Origin of the sequence: Nocardioides sp. GY 10127 (assembly GCF_004919085.1) — a bacterium.
Classification (GTDB): domain Bacteria; phylum Actinomycetota; class Actinomycetes; order Propionibacteriales; family Nocardioidaceae; genus Nocardioides.
Map to the genome: position 1 here is coordinate 29,016 of NZ_STGL01000003.1, position 13,773 is coordinate 42,788.

At 74.5% G+C, this 13,773-nt stretch carries 9 protein-coding genes; 4 read left to right on the plus strand and 5 right to left on the minus strand.

Annotated features, from left to right (window positions below):
- Positions 1 to 37 precede the first annotated feature (37 nt).
- The gene (locus E8D37_RS03890) at positions 38 to 2,965 is read left to right on the plus strand and encodes an ATP-binding protein (protein WP_136568473.1); all 2,928 of its coding nucleotides are present in this window, start codon (positions 38 to 40) and stop codon (positions 2,963 to 2,965) included.
- Positions 2,966 to 3,125: 160 nt separating this feature from the next.
- Here the strand turns inward: E8D37_RS03890 and leuA are convergent, their stop codons facing one another.
- Positions 3,126 to 4,868: a 2-isopropylmalate synthase gene (gene leuA, locus E8D37_RS03895; RefSeq protein ID WP_136568474.1), complete on the minus strand. Its 1,743-nt coding sequence runs from the start codon at positions 4,866 to 4,868 to the stop codon at positions 3,126 to 3,128.
- 309 nt (positions 4,869 to 5,177) lie between these two features.
- Here leuA and E8D37_RS03900 point away from each other — a divergent pair, with 309 nt between their 5' ends.
- The gene (locus E8D37_RS03900; protein ID WP_136568475.1) at positions 5,178 to 5,765 is read left to right on the plus strand and encodes a response regulator transcription factor; all 588 of its coding nucleotides are present in this window, start codon (positions 5,178 to 5,180) and stop codon (positions 5,763 to 5,765) included.
- Between the two features lie 28 nt (positions 5,766 to 5,793).
- Here the strand turns inward: E8D37_RS03900 and E8D37_RS03905 are convergent, their stop codons facing one another.
- Together E8D37_RS03905 and E8D37_RS03910 are read right to left on the minus strand one after the other, a co-directional pair.
- Positions 5,794 to 8,301 carry a glycosyltransferase gene (locus E8D37_RS03905; protein ID WP_136568476.1) on the minus strand — a complete coding sequence of 836 codons (2,508 nt, stop codon included), beginning with the start codon at positions 8,299 to 8,301 and terminating at the stop codon, positions 5,794 to 5,796.
- A complete protein-coding gene (locus E8D37_RS03910) occupies positions 8,298 to 9,899 on the minus strand; it encodes a glycosyltransferase family 39 protein (RefSeq protein WP_168929609.1) in 1,602 nt (533 codons plus the stop codon). The genes E8D37_RS03905 and E8D37_RS03910 overlap by 4 nt, the downstream gene beginning before the upstream one ends.
- Before the next feature lie 260 nt (positions 9,900 to 10,159).
- On the opposite strand from E8D37_RS03910, the gene E8D37_RS03915 reads away from it, so the two are divergent.
- Together E8D37_RS03915 and E8D37_RS03920 are read left to right on the plus strand one after the other, a co-directional pair.
- Positions 10,160 to 10,945: a septum formation family protein gene (locus tag E8D37_RS03915; protein ID WP_240770176.1), complete on the plus strand. Its 786-nt coding sequence runs from the start codon at positions 10,160 to 10,162 to the stop codon at positions 10,943 to 10,945.
- Positions 10,942 to 11,940, plus strand: a complete 999-nt coding sequence (locus tag E8D37_RS03920; protein ID WP_136568479.1) for a septum formation family protein — start codon at positions 10,942 to 10,944, stop codon at positions 11,938 to 11,940. Before E8D37_RS03915 ends, E8D37_RS03920 begins: the two co-directional genes overlap by 4 nt.
- Positions 11,941 to 12,006: 66 nt before the next feature.
- Here E8D37_RS03920 and era read toward each other — a convergent pair whose 3' ends face one another.
- Together era and E8D37_RS03930 are read right to left on the minus strand one after the other, a co-directional pair.
- Positions 12,007 to 12,978 (minus strand): GTPase Era, encoded by a 972-nt coding sequence (gene era, locus E8D37_RS03925; RefSeq protein WP_136568480.1) that lies wholly within the window; start codon positions 12,976 to 12,978, stop codon positions 12,007 to 12,009.
- Complete coding sequence (locus E8D37_RS03930; RefSeq protein WP_136568481.1) at positions 12,975 to 13,766, minus strand: siderophore-interacting protein; 792 nt, start codon at positions 13,764 to 13,766, stop codon at positions 12,975 to 12,977. Before E8D37_RS03930 ends, era begins: the two co-directional genes overlap by 4 nt.
- Between the last annotated feature and the right edge of the window lie 7 nt (positions 13,767 to 13,773).

Sequence of the window (13,773 nt, forward strand, 5' to 3'; positions counted from 1 at the left end):
CGGCACGCTGCGGGGCCGTGTGCGCCACACTGTGCTCATGTCCGTGGGTCCCCCCACCCCGGCAGGCGCCCCCAGCGCCGCCGCCGTAACCCCAGGCGACCGGGTCACGCACCCCGCCGCCCACGGCGACGCGCGGCCGATCGACCACCCCGCCCTCGCGGGCCGGCAGGCACCCGCCCCGCTCGGGCCGGGGGCCCTCGCGCTCCTCCTCGTGCTCGCGGCGCTCGTCGCCGGCGGCACCCTGCTCGTGAGCGAGCAGTCCGAGGGCTCCGCGCTGCCCGTCGGCTGGCCCGCGGCCGGCCTCGCGGCGTGGCTGACCGTGCGGGCGCGTCCCGGGTGGACGCAGGTCGTCGTGCCGGTGCTCCTCGCCCTGGCCGTCGGGATCGCCCACGCCGCCCTCTCCGGCACCCCCCTCGTCGCCTCCGTCGTCCTGGGCGGGACGGACGCCGTGGCGGCGACCGTCGTCGCCCTCTCGCTGCGCGGCGTCGGCCGCCGCACCTCCTGGCGGGGCCTGGACGGGACGCGCGACCTGGCCCGCCTGCTGGCGGCCTGCCTGGCCGGCTCGCTCGCCTTCGGCGGCGGCATCGCCGCGCTGACGCTGGCCTTCTCCGCGTCCGGGGAGGGCCCGACCCCCGCCGGCCTGCTGCGCCTGGGCGGCGCGGCCGTCATCGCCTGGCTCGCGTCCTCCGTGGTGGCGCTCGCCGCCGTCGGCAGCCCCTCGCCCGCGCCCGGTGAGGGTGCCCGTGGCGGCGAGACCGCGGTGCAGGTCGTGCTGGCGTGCCTGGCCTTCGGCTTCGCGTTCTCCCCGGGGCAGCAGCTCGCCCTCGCCGTCGCCCCGCTCCCCCTGCTGGCCTGGGCCGCCCTGCGCCTGGGCGCACGGGTGACGGCCTTCGAGGTGCTCCTCGTCGGCATCGGGGTCACGCTGGCCACCCAGCAGGGCTGGGGTCCCTACGCGGACACCGACGGCGACCCGGTGCTGCTCTCCGTCCTCGTCCAGGCCTACGTCGTGTGCGTGGTCCTGCTGACCCTGCCCCCGGCACTGCTGCTCCACCAGCGGCGACGGCTGAGCTCCGCGCTGGTGCGCGAGCAGGCGCTGTTCACCCGGCACTTCACCGACTCCGTGTTCGGCAACCTGCTGGCGGAGGAGGACGACGCAGGGACCGTCCGGGTCACCCGAGCCAACGACGCGGCCCTCGCGGCCCTGGGCCGCAGCCGCGCCAGCATCCTGGGCCAGCCCCTCGGGGCCCTCGTGGACGAGTCCGCCCGGACCCGCCTCGCCCACGCCACCGGGCGGGCCGAGACCTGGCGCGGACGGACCGGGGTGCCGGGGCGCCCGGGAGCCCGGCTCGAGCTCGGTCTGACCCCGCTCACCGCGCCCGGGGAGCAACCGGCGACCTGGTCGGTGCAGCTGCTCGACCTCACCGACCAGGAGGCCGCCCGGCGCCGGGCCGAGGACGCCGAGCGGCTCACCGAGTCCACCCTCGCGACCACCGCCGCGATGATCGTCGTGTGCGACCCCGACGGCCGGGTGCGGCTCGTCAACGACGCCACCACCCGGGTCACGGGCTGGCCCGCCGCCGACCTGCTGGGCCGTCCCGTCTGGGAGACCGGGCTCGTCCCCGGCGCCCGGGGCGACCTCGAGACGCTCGCGACCTGGCCCAACCGCTCCGGCGCGCCGGTCGTGCGCGAGCGCCACGCGCGGACCGCCGCGGGTGACACGCTGCGGGTGCGCTGGAGCGACAACGCCGTGCGGGACGCCGACGGGCAGGCCGCCCTGCTCGTCCTCACCGGCATCGACGTCACGCAGGAGCGCGCGGCGTCCTCGCTCGTCGACCACCTGCTCCGGGCTCCCGTGGGCACCGGCATCCTCGGCCTGGACGAGCACGGCGTCGTCACCGTCGCCAACGCCGGCGCGGAGATCCTGCTCGGCCGGGCCGTGGACGCGCTCGTCGGGACGCCGGTGGCGGACCTGCTCGAGCGCGTGGACGCCCTCGGGGAGGCGCCGGCCGAGCCGGGCGACCGGAACGCCGAGGCCCTCACCACGCTCGCCGCCCCCGACGGTGACCTCGCCGAGCCGACCGACTGGCGGGTGCGGCTCCCCGGCGGCGGGAGCGTCACGCTGTCGGTGACCCTGAGCAGGGTGGACGAGCCGGCCGCACGTTCGCGGTACCTCCTCGTCGCCCGGGACGTCACGGCGGAGCGACAGGTCGTGGAGCAGCTGAAGGCCCTCGACGGGGCCAAGTCCGACTTCGTCATGACCGTCTCCCACGAGCTGCGCACCCCCACCACCTCGATCCTCGGCTACGCCCAGTTCCTCGCCGACGAGCCGCTGGCACCGGAGCAGCTGAAGATGGTGGACGCCGTGCTGCGCAACGCCAAGCGGCTGGCGGCGATGAACGAGGACCTGCTGTTCCTCGCCCGGATGGACGCCGGGATCGTCGAGGGGCGCGAGCGGCACCGCGTCGACCTGGCGCGGGTGGCCGAGGAGGCCTGCGAGCGGCATGCGGACGCGGCCGCCCTGCGGGGGCTCTCCCTGTCCTGCACCGCCGAGCGGGGTGCCGAGGTGCTCGGCGACGAGGTGCTGCTGCGGCGGATGACCGACAACCTGCTCGGCAACGCCGTGAAGTTCACCGAGGCCGGCGGGGAGGTCCACCTCACCGTCACGGGCACGGCCGCCGAGGTCCGGCTCGAGGTCCGCGACACCGGTCTCGGCATCCCGGCCGAGGAGCAGGAGGGGCTGTTCCAGCGGTTCTACCGCTCCTCGACCGCCGTGGACCGGGCCGTGCAGGGCCCGGGCCTGGGCCTGTCGATCGTCGCGGCCGTCGTCGCCGCGCACGCCGGGACGGTGTCGGTGCGCTCCGAGCACCTCCAGGGGGCGACCTTCACCGTCGTCCTGCCCGGCGCCGCCCCCGAGCCCGGGCACGGCCCGGGCCGGCACACGGCGCTGCCGGTCGGCGAGGGCTGAGCGCGCCGGCCACCGGCTCACCCCCGACCCACCCCCCACTCACCTCCGCGCAAGCGGAAGGGCCCGGCCCTCGAGGTGACGAGGACCGGGCCCTGCAGGCTCGCGGCGGTGGCCAGGGGTGACGGCCGGTGCGGCAGCCCGTCGACGTGTCCCTGGCCGGTCAGGCGGAGCGGTTGACCGCGCTCACGACCGCCTTCATCGACGCGCGGACGATGTTGGCGTCGATCCCGACGCCCCAGAAGATCTGGTCGCGCACCGAGCACTCCACGTAGGCCGCGGCGAGCGCGTCGCCACCGGCGGACAGCGCGTGCTCGGAGTAGTCCAGGACGCGGACGTCGAAGTCGGCGGCCAGCCCGTTGATGGCCGCCACGAACGCCGAGAGCGGGCCGTTGCCCTCACCGGTGAGGTGCTGCTTCTCGCCGTCGACGTAGACGTCCGCCTCGATGTGGTCCTTCTCCCCCTCCGTGGAGGAGCGGGAGACGGAGTTGACCTTGAGCGGGGCCTGCTTGTCCAGGTACTCGGCACGGAAGACGTCCCAGATCTGCTCCGGGGTGATCTCGCCGCCCTCGGCGTCGGTGTGCTGCTGGATGACGCGGCTGAACTCGATCTGGGCCCGACGCGGCAGGTCCAGCTTGTGCTCGGCCTTGAGGACGTAGGCGACGCCGCCCTTGCCGGACTGGCTGTTGACCCGGATGACCGCCTCGTAGGTGCGGCCGACGTCCTTGGGGTCGATCGGCAGGTACGGGGCCTCCCAGGGCATCTCGTCGACGCTCACGCCCGCCTCGGCGGCCCGGGTCTCCAGGTCCTCCAGGCCCTTCTTGATGGCGTCCTGGTGGGAGCCGGAGAAGGCGGTGTAGACGAGGTCGCCCGCGTAGGGGTGGCGCGGGTGCACCGGCAGCTGGGTGCAGTACTCGACCGTGCGACGCACCTCGTCGATGTCGGAGAAGTCGATCTGCGGGTCGATCCCCTGGCTGAACAGGTTCATGCCCAGCGTCACCAGGTCGACGTTGCCGGTGCGCTCCCCGTGGCCGAAGAGGCAGCCCTCGACGCGGTCGGCACCGGCCATCAGGGCGAGCTCGGTGGCGGCGACGGCCGTGCCGCGGTCGTTGTGCGGGTGCAGCGAGATCGCCGAGACGTCGCGGCGGGTCAGGCCGCGGCCGAAGTACTCGATCTGGTCGGCGTAGGTGTTGGGCGTGGACATCTCCACGGTCGCCGGCAGGTTGAGGATGATCTCGCGCCCGGGCTCGGGCTGCCACACGTCCGAGACCGCCTCGCAGACGTGCAGGGCGAAGTCGGTGTCGGACTGGGTGAAGATCTCGGGGCTGTACTGGTAGCCGAAGCCCGCCAGGTCGGAGCCCAGGGCCTGCTCGGCGTACTTCATCACCAGCTCGGTGCCGCGCACCGCGATCCCCACGCACTCCTCGGGGGTCACCTTGAAGACGACGCGCTGGAACAGCGGCGCGGTGGCGTTGTACAGGTGGACGCTGGCGTTGGGCGCCCCGACGATCGACTGCACGGTGCGCTCGATCAGGTCCTCGCGGGCCTGGGTCAGCACGGAGATGCGGACGTCGTCCGGGATCTTGTCGCCCTCCACCAGCTGGCGGACGAAGTCGAAGTCTGTCTGGCTGGCGCTGGGGAAGCCGACCTCGATCTCCTTGTAGCCCATCCGCACCAGCAGGTCGAACATCTTCATCTTGCGGGCAGGGCTCATCGGGTCGATCAGCGCCTGGTTGCCGTCACGCAGGTCGGTCGAGAGCCAGCGCGGGGCCTTCTCGATCTTCTTGGTCGGCCAGGTGCGGTCGGGGACGTCGACGGGGACGAACGGGCGGTACCGCTCGACCGGCATCCCGCTGGCGGACTGCGTGTTGGCGGTGTTGCTCAGGTGGATCCTGGACGTGCTCATGGAAGTGCTTCCTCGGGGTGTGTGCGCCCGGCACAGAGGTCCGGCGCGAGAGGGGGCCGGCGCGCGCGAGTCACCCGCAGCGAGGAGGTCCGGCTGGCTCAGACCCCGCTGCGGCAACCAAGGAGGAGGCGGCGCGTCATGGTCCAGCCAGAGTAGCGCAGCATCCCCGGGCGCCCCAGTCCCGGGGGTCGGCCGGTCCGGTCCCCCGTGGGACGAGCGCCGGCCTGGGAAGATCGGGGGCAGATTTCACCCCGAAGGATGAGGCATCATCGGAACGTGCTGGGATCATTCCGCACTAGTTTTCCGGCCATGTCGATCTCACCCCTGAGGGTCGGCGTGCTCGGCGAGCCCGAGCTCGTCGTCCGAGGCCTCGGGCCGCTGCTGGCTGCCGCCGGCGAGGTGGACGTCGACCTCCGCGTCGTCCCGGCCCCGACGCCGCAGCGGGAGGTCGACGTCGTGCTCCTCGACCCGTACCCGCTCGACCGGCACGACACCACCGCGCGGCTCACCTGGATCGAGGCCGTCGCCCCGGCCCGGGTGCTGGGCTGGGGCTGGCGGCTGCACCCCGCGCTGGTGCGCCGCACCCTGTCCGCGGGGGCCCGCGGCGTGGTGGCCAAGACCTGCGGGGGCGTCGAGCTGCTCGCGGCCCTGCGCACGGTGGCGACGGGTGGCTCGGTCGTGCCGCCCACCGGCCCCATGTTCCCCGGGCTCTCCGACCGGCAGGCCGAGGTGCTCGTGCTCATCGGGCTCGGACAGTCCAACGACGAGATCGCCGCCAGCCTCGGGGTGTCCGTCAACTCGGTGAAGACCTACATCCGCGAGATCTACCAGCGCACGGGCACCGCCCGCCGGACCCAGGCCGTCGCCTGGGCGCACCGGCACGGCTGGGCCCCCTGACCGCCGGAGCACCCCGGCCGCACCCGGGTCAGCGGGCGCCGACCAGCTCCTTCTCCCGCGCGTCGTCGGCGGGGCCGAGCGCCAGGTCGGACCCGGGCGGGTCCAGGAGCACCAGCGCGCCGGACGTCCCGGCGGACGCGAGCCGCGACCGGCTCGGGACCGTCGGCGCGGCGAGGCCCGCCGGCCCACCGGTGGCCGGGGCCACGAAGCGCAGCCGGGGCTTCTCGATCGGCTCGGGACGGCGGCCGGAGCGGCGCAGCGCGGCACCCATGTCGCTCGGCGGCTGAACCGCCCGACGTCGGGCCTGGGCCGCGGCGGGCACCGTGTTGGGCACCGTCTCGGGCGCGGTGCCGTGGCCGGCGTCCGCGGCCTGCCGGGACCGGACGGCGGAGCGCGCCATGGCCGGGGCGGCGGTCGGGCCGCCGCTGACCAGGCGGCGCAGCCCGCCGCCTGCCGGCGCGGTGCCGCGGGCGACCGGCTCGGCGGCAGCGTCACGGGCAGCGACGGCCTCGCGGGCGGCGGCAGCCTCCCGGGCGGCCGCCGCCTGCTGGGCTGCGACGGCCTCGCGGGCCGCAGCGGCCCGGGACTCGGCCTCCGCGCGCAGCGCGCGGACCCGCAGGGCCTCCAGCTCGGCGGCGGCGCGGAGCTCCTCGCGCTCGGTGACCAGGCGGGCGGCCTCGCGCTCCGCCGCCAGGGCGGCCTCCTCCGCCAACGCCGCCTCGGCGCTGACGGCCAGGACCGGAGCAGCCACCGGAGGAGCCACCGGCACAGCCACGGGCTCGGCCACGGGCTCGGCCACGGGCGTGGCGACCGGGCCGCGCAGGCGGGCCGCGATGGCCAGTGCGAGACGGCGCCGGCGCGTCATGTACCGGACGCCGTGGGCGGTCTTGTTCCAGGCCGGCCGCCACGACGGGAAGCAGAGCTCGAGGAACGCCAGCACCGTGGCGGTCGAGAGCAGCGCCCACCACACCGGCGTGAGCAGCACCAGGTGCCGCATGCTGCCGAGCTGGCGGGTGCGTGCGGCCACGTAGAACGACACCGACGCCAGGCCCAGGTTGCCGACCAGCAGGAGGCCCAGCCCCGCGTAGTAGACGGGCAGCCAGAAGAGCGACTCGATGAGCGGGGAGCCGGTGACGAGGTACACCGCGGTGAGCACCCACAGCAGGGGGGCCAGCAGCAGGGAGAGGAACGTCCCGCCCACCTGGAGCAGGAACACGGGGTAGCCGACGGGGCCGAGCGCGCGCAGGTTGCGCAGCGGGTGCCGCAGGAGCACCAGCGAGGTCTGGGCGTAGCCCTTCACCCAGCGGCTGCGCTGGTTGATCGCGGCCGAGGCGGTGAGGACGGCCTCCTCGTCGGTCCAGCTGTCGAGCAGGCCGGTGCGCAGCCCGCGCGCCGCGATCGTGCCGCCCAGCTCGGCGTCCTCGGTGACGTTCCAGGGGTCCCAGGCGCCGACGGAGGCGTCCTGCGGGTCCGGCATGACGGGCATCTGGTCGGGCTCGAGGGCGACGGACCGCAGCACGCTCAGGGGGAAGTGGTTGGAGGTGCCGCCCAGGGGCACCGGCAGGGCGAAGCGGTCGAGGCCGGCCAGGACGAAGCCGAAGTGCAGGAGGTACTCGTTGCCGAGGAACCGCGTGGTCCAGGTGGTGGGCCGCACGTCGAACCCCTCGGCGTCACGCAGGACCCGCCCGCTCTCGTCCCGCAGCGGGACGGCGTTGTCGAACACCAGGCGCGCCTGCAGGCAGCCGAGCCGCTCCCCCGCGAGCTCGGCGGCGCGGAACGTCTCGACGGCCCGTCGGAGCTGGCCCGGCTCGGGCTTGTCCTCGGCGTCGTAGATGACGACGAACTCGCCGGTGGCGAACTGGAGCGCGTAGTTGCAGGCCTTGGGCTTGCCGTACGGCGCAACCGCCGGGGTCACGACGATCTCGACCCACGGCGGCAGGTCGGCGGCCAGGGCCGCCTCCACCGTCTCGGTGTCGCGCTCCTCCAGGACGAGGAGGCACTGGAGCCGGTCCTTCGGGTAGTCCATCGCCGACATCGACGCGACCACGAGGGGGATCATGTTGGCCTCGTGGTACATCGGGTGCAGCGTCGTGTAGCGCGGGAGGTCCTCGGTCTCGACGTGCACGCGCGGCACGTGCCGGTGCCCGCCGCTGGCGAGGACGAGGAACAGCCGCAGCGCGACGTAGGCCACGAGGAACAGCGTGGTCCCCGTGAGCAGGAGGCGCACGGGCGTCAGCGGGCTGACCAGCGCGGTGGCGGCCAGCAGGAGCAGGGCCGTCACGGCGACCACGCGCTGCGCGCGGGTGAGGGTCACGTCCGCGGTCTCGCGCCGCCACCCGGTGCGGCCCGTCGAGGACGCCGCGGGGCGCGGCGCCGCGCCGCCCGGCGTGCCCAGCGGGCCGGTCCGCCCGGTGCTGGTGGGTGCCGTGTTGGTGGGAGCAGTGCGGGTGGGGGCGGTGCCGGCGGCGGCCGTCCCGGTGGAACCGGTCCGCCTGTGCGGGGTGCGGTGCACCACCGTCTCCTGGGTGAGGCTCACGAGGTCTCCCTGCGCACGTAGATCCGGAGGTCGTAGGTCTTCAGGAGCAGCCGGTAGTCCCGTCGCACGGCGTCACTGCCGCGCAGCCGCTCGGTCACGAGGTCGGTCGAGCCGGGCGTCACCCGCATGACGATCACGTCGATGTCGGCCGCCGCCGGGTCCGCCAGCGCGGCGTCCCACTCGCTCGACGTGCCCTCGTAGACGAGTCGCTCCTGGAGCGGGAAGACGACCCACTCGTTGGAGAAGGCCTGCGCGAGCACCAGCCCGTCGGTCTCGCTCGCCACCGTCAGGCCGGCCGCCCGGTCGGGCGCGTAGTCGGCGCGCGCCTGCAGCGCCTCCTCGTAGGTGATGACGCCGTCCGTGGGGTCGACGGAGGACTCGCCGAAGGCCGCGAGCGCGGGGGCCAGGAACACCAGCGTCGCCGCTGCGGCCAGCACGACCGGCACGGCGCCCCGGTGCGCCGGGCGCACGAGGCCCCGCCGGCGCGCGAGCCCGACCAGGGCGCGGGACACCGTCGCGGCCAGGTATCCCGTGAACAGGGCGACCGGGAGGATCCACACGACGGCCATGCGCAGGTTGTAGAGGAGCCCGTCCACCTCCACCACGTTCATCGGCTGCGAGCCGGAGTAGAGGCCGTAGACGAGGAACGCCCCGGGCGCCGTGGTGGAGAGGAACGCTGCCCAGACCGCGGAGAACCGCTCCCGCACCGCCATCACCACCAGGCCCGCGCCACCGGTGACGAGCAGCCCGACCGGGATGGTGTGCAGCACGGCGTAGCCGTAGGTGCGCACGGTCCGGGAGAGCTCGCCGACGACCTGGTCGCCGATCTCGCTCACCTGCGCCTTGCTGCTGTAGTCACCGTGGAGCCAGACCAGGGCGTCGCCGAAGATGATCTGGCAGTACGCCAGCCAGGCGACCAGCCCGAGCCCCATGTAGAGGCCGAAGAAGAGGGCCAGACCCTGCCCCTCGGCGTCCCCGCGGAGGAAGCGGTCACCACGGCGCCACGACGCGTAGACGACGACGCACCACAGGGCGGCGTCGAACACCCAGGCCTCGTAGCGGACGAAGACGAGGAGACCGCAGGTGAGGGCGGAGAGGAACAGCCAGGGCACCGACTCGTCCTGGCACCACCGGACGACCCCGAGCACCGCCACCGCGACGCCGCAGTACATGAGCGTCTCGGTCATCGGGGTCGCCTGCAGGAACAGCACGTTGACGTTCAGACCGAAGACCCCGGCGGCCACCAGCCCCGCGACGTGGGAGCCCGTGGACCGGCGGCCGACGGCGTACAGCGCCACGACCGTGCCGACGTAGGCCGCCATCGAGAAGACGCTGCCCGCGAGGCCCGACAGGTAGAGCGTGTCGTTCCAGGCCAGCAGCATGATGCACAGGTGCTGCAGCGGCAGCCAGATGCCGCCCAGCTGGGCGAGGCCCGTCTCCTGGCCGACGACCAGGCGCCGTCCGATCAGCAGGTGCGAGACGGTGTCCTTGTAGCCGAGCACCGCACCGTCGCCCGCGAAGAGCAGGTAGGCACCCACCGACAGCAGGGTCGCCAGGAGCACCACGGCAGCGCGGGCACGGCGGGCATCAGGGAGCACTCGACGCATTCTGGCAACACTTGTGGCCTGACGTGACCGGTTCCGACCATTCAGTGACCTATCTCCCTGACATGGCGTCGCCCCGGGCGCCGCGAGGTCGGGGTCGGAGGCGCCCGGCGGGTACGATCCGCGCCGACGGGAGCCGCCCGCGCCGCGCTCCCCCGCGCGTCACCGCACCGGCCCGTCGTCCGCCCACTCCCGGAGGAACCGTGCCCCGCACCCCGTGCCGCCAGCGTCTGCGGAGCCCTGCGCTCCGCCGAGTGCTCGGTCTGGTGACGGCGGCGGCGCTCCTCCTCCCGCTCACCGCCTGCAGCCTCGGAGCGGGGGCCGGGGACTCGTCGGGCGCCCTCCAGCTGGAGGCGCCGTCCGTCGGCGCCTGCCGGCAGCTCACGGCCGCGGACATCGCCGCGGACTCCAACAGCAGCGCCACGGTCGACTGCTCGTCGCGGCACACGGCGGAGACGTTCGCCAGCGGCGAGCTCCCCGCGCGCCTCGCCGACGACGCCGCGGACTCCGAGCAGGTCAGCCTGTGGGTCCACACCCGGTGCACGACCCGGTTCGAGAAGCACCTCGGCGCCGACGAGTCGACCGCGATGCGCACGATCCTCTCCTGGGTCTGGTTCCGCCCGACCGACGAGGAGTGGGCGGCGGGAGCCCGGTGGTTCCGCTGCGACCTGGTCGGGGGCGGCCCCCAGCTCGACGGCTACCGCTCGCTGCCCGAGAGCACCAAGGGACTGCTGGCCACGCCCGACGACGTGTGGATGCTCTGCGTCGACGGCGAGACGCTCGAGAGCGGGCAGCAGGTCGACTGCTCCAGCGAGCACACCTGGCGCGCCGTCACGACCATCAAGGTCGTGCCCTACCCCGACACGCCGTACCCGGGTGACGCGACGGTGGAGTCCACGACCAAGGACTACTGCGAGGAGTCCGTGGACGCCTGGCTGGGCTATCCGGACGACTTCGACTACGCCTACACCTGGTTCGGCCAGGACGCCTGGGCGCAGGGCAACCGGCGTTCGGTCTGCTGGGCGGAGACGAGCACGTGAGCGGACGTCGCCGGGCACGCCGGAGCCTGCGGGCCCGGCTGCTCGCGCCCCTGGTCGGCGTGGTGGCTCTCGCGCTGGTGGTCGGGCTCGGCCTCCTGGCCTACCGGCTCGTCGGCGCCGCCAGGTCGGGGAGCGACGTCGCCGCCGAGCCGTCGTCCGCGGTCCCCTCCGGGGCCTCCTCCGGCGCCACTCCTTCCGGCACCACTCCTTCCGGCTCCGGCTCCGCGACGGGCTCGGGGTCGACCTCGCCGTCGCGCACGGCGTCCGCGAAGGCGTCCGACACGGCCTCGGCCGACGCGTCGGTCGACCGGCCCGCGCAGGGCGCCTGCTACCGCCTGGGCTACGACGCCGTGGTCTCCCCCACCAGCTCCGCGAAGGCGGTGCCCTGCCGCAGCCGGCACACCACCCAGACCTTCGACGTCGCCGAGCTCGACTCGGTGGTCGACGGCCATCTCCTCGCGGTCGACAGCTCCTACGTGTCCGCGCAGGGCGCCACCACGTGCCCCGCCGCCCTGGTCGACTACCTGGGCGGCTCCGAGGAGCGCTGGCGGCTGTCGATGCTGCGCAGCGTCTGGTTCACCCCGTCGCTGGCGGAGTCGGACGCCGGCGCGACCTGGCTGCGCTGCGACGTCGTCCTGCGCTCGGGGACGCGGCTGGCCCGGCTCGACACGGGCCTGGCCGGCGTCCTCGCCACCTCCGCCGGCCGCCAGGAGTACGGCATGTGCGGGACCGCACGCCCCAGCGCCTCGGACTTCTCCCGGGTGCCCTGCGGCGAGACCCACACGTGGAAGGCCCTGAGCAGCGTCGACGTCGGCACGGCGGGCGGCGCCTACCCCGGACGCAAGGCGGCGCGGGCCGCCGGGCAGTCGACGTGCGAGTCCGCCGGCCAGGCCGCCGCGGGCGGCTCGCTGGACTTCGAGTGGGGCTACGAGTGGCCCACCCGCGAGCAGTGGCAGGCCGGGCAGACCTGGGGCTACTGCTGGGCGCCCGCCTGAGCGGGCCACCCCTCACCTGCCACTCCTCACCGGCCACTCCTCAACGGCCGCCGGCCCGGCAACGGCTCAGAAGCCGAGCTTGCGCAGCTGGCGCGGGTCGCGCTGCCAGTCCTTGGCGATCTTCACCTGGAGGTCGAGGAAGACCGGGGTGCCGAGCAGCGCCTCGATCTGCTGGCGGGCGGCCGCGCCGACGGTCTTGAGCCGGGCGCCCTTGCGGCCGATCACGATGCCCTTCTGGGAGTCGCGCTCGACGTAGAGGTTCGCGTGGACGTCGAGGAGCGGCTTGTCGGCCGGGCGGTCCTCGCGCAGCGTCATCTCCTCCACCACCACCGCGATGGAGTGCGGGAGCTCGTCGCGGACGCCGTCGAGCGCCGCCTCGCGGATGAGCTCGGCCACGAGGGTCTCCTCGGGGGAGTCGGTGAGCTCGCCCTCGGGGTAGAGCGGCGGCCCCTCGGGCAGCCGCCCGACGAGCAGGTCGGCCAGCAGGCCGACCTGGCTGCCGTCCTGCGCGGAGACCGGGACGATCTCCAGCCAGTCGGTGCCGGTGTCGTGGCCCAGCGCGGAGATGTCGAGCAGGTGCTCGGCGATCCGCTCCGGCGAGGCGAGGTCGGTCTTCGTGGCCACCGCGATCTTGGGGGTCCGCTTGACCTTGGTGAGCTCGTTGACGATGAACCGGTCGCCGGGGCCGATCTTCTCGTTCGCGGGGAAGCAGACCGCCACGACGTCCACCTCCGACCAGGTCGAGAGCACGAGGTCGTTGAGGCGCTCGCCGAGCAGGGTGCGGGGGCGGTGGACGCCGGGGGTGTCGACCAGCACGAGCTGGGCGTCCTCGCGGTGGACGATGCCGCGGATGACGCTGCGGGTGGTCTGCGGCTTGTCGCTGGTGATCGCGACCTTGGTGCCGACCAGGGCGTTGGTGAGCGTCGACTTGCCCGCGTTGGGGCGCCCGACGAACGACGCGAAGCCGCTGCGGTGGCCCTCGGGGATCACGGCGCCGGAGCCGAAGACCGGCGGTGCCGGCGGCGGGAGCTTGGTCATCTGGTCTCCTCCCGGGCGGCGTCGTAGTCCGCCCAGATCTCCTCGTCGCTCTTGCCGGCGGCCTTGCCGGCGCGCCAGATGGGGCCGGGGTCCACGGCGCGCGGCTGACGTTCCTGCCCGCCGCGCCAGTAGCCCATCACGTCGTAGTGGTCGGAGGCCATCTTCACGTCCCGCATCAGGTGCTTGCGGATCGCGCGCATCTGCGCCGACTCCCCCGCCATCCAGAAGTACCCGGGGCCGTCGGGCCACGTGAGGCCCTCGACCACCTCGGCCAGGGCCGAGGCGCCGGGGGCCGGCTGCGGCAGCCACGTCACCGGAGCGCCCTCGGGCAGGTACCCGGGCACCGGCTCGGGCACCTCGGCGTGCACCTGGACGGGCAGGCCCCGCGCGAGGGCGTGCTCGGCCGTCCGTGCCATCGCCGGGAGAGCCGTCAGGTCGCCGACGAGGACGACCCAGCCCGCGTCGTCCGGGATGCTCACCGAGCCCTTGGGGTCGGTGACCGTCACCTGCTCCCCCACCACCCCGTCGGGGCGCTGGGACCACTCGGTCACCAGGCCGTGGTCGTGGACCACGACGTCGAGCACGAGCTCGCCGTCGGACCACGAGCGGACCGTGTAGTAGCGGCTCTGGAACTGGCCCGGCACGACGAGGCCGAGCCACTCGTCCGGGACCCCCGTCGAGACCAGGTCGGCCAGTCCGTCGCCGCCCAGCACCAGCCGCACGAGGTGCGCGGAGAGCGGCTCGCGGCGCAGGACGGTCGCGGTGTGCTGCTGGGCCCGGGTGCTCACCGCACGA

Bases quoted from the DNA above. Each gene is read 5' to 3' on its own strand.
- E8D37_RS03890 (WP_136568473.1), top strand. From the start codon at position 38: ATGTCCGTGGGTCCCCCCACCCCGGCAGGCGCCCCCAGCGCCGCCGCC.
- leuA (WP_136568474.1), bottom strand. From the start codon at position 4,868: ATGAGCACGTCCAGGATCCACCTGAGCAACACCGCCAACACGCAGTCC.
- E8D37_RS03900 (WP_136568475.1), top strand. From the start codon at position 5,178: ATGTCGATCTCACCCCTGAGGGTCGGCGTGCTCGGCGAGCCCGAGCTC.
- era (WP_136568480.1), bottom strand. From the start codon at position 12,978: ATGACCAAGCTCCCGCCGCCGGCACCGCCGGTCTTCGGCTCCGGCGCC.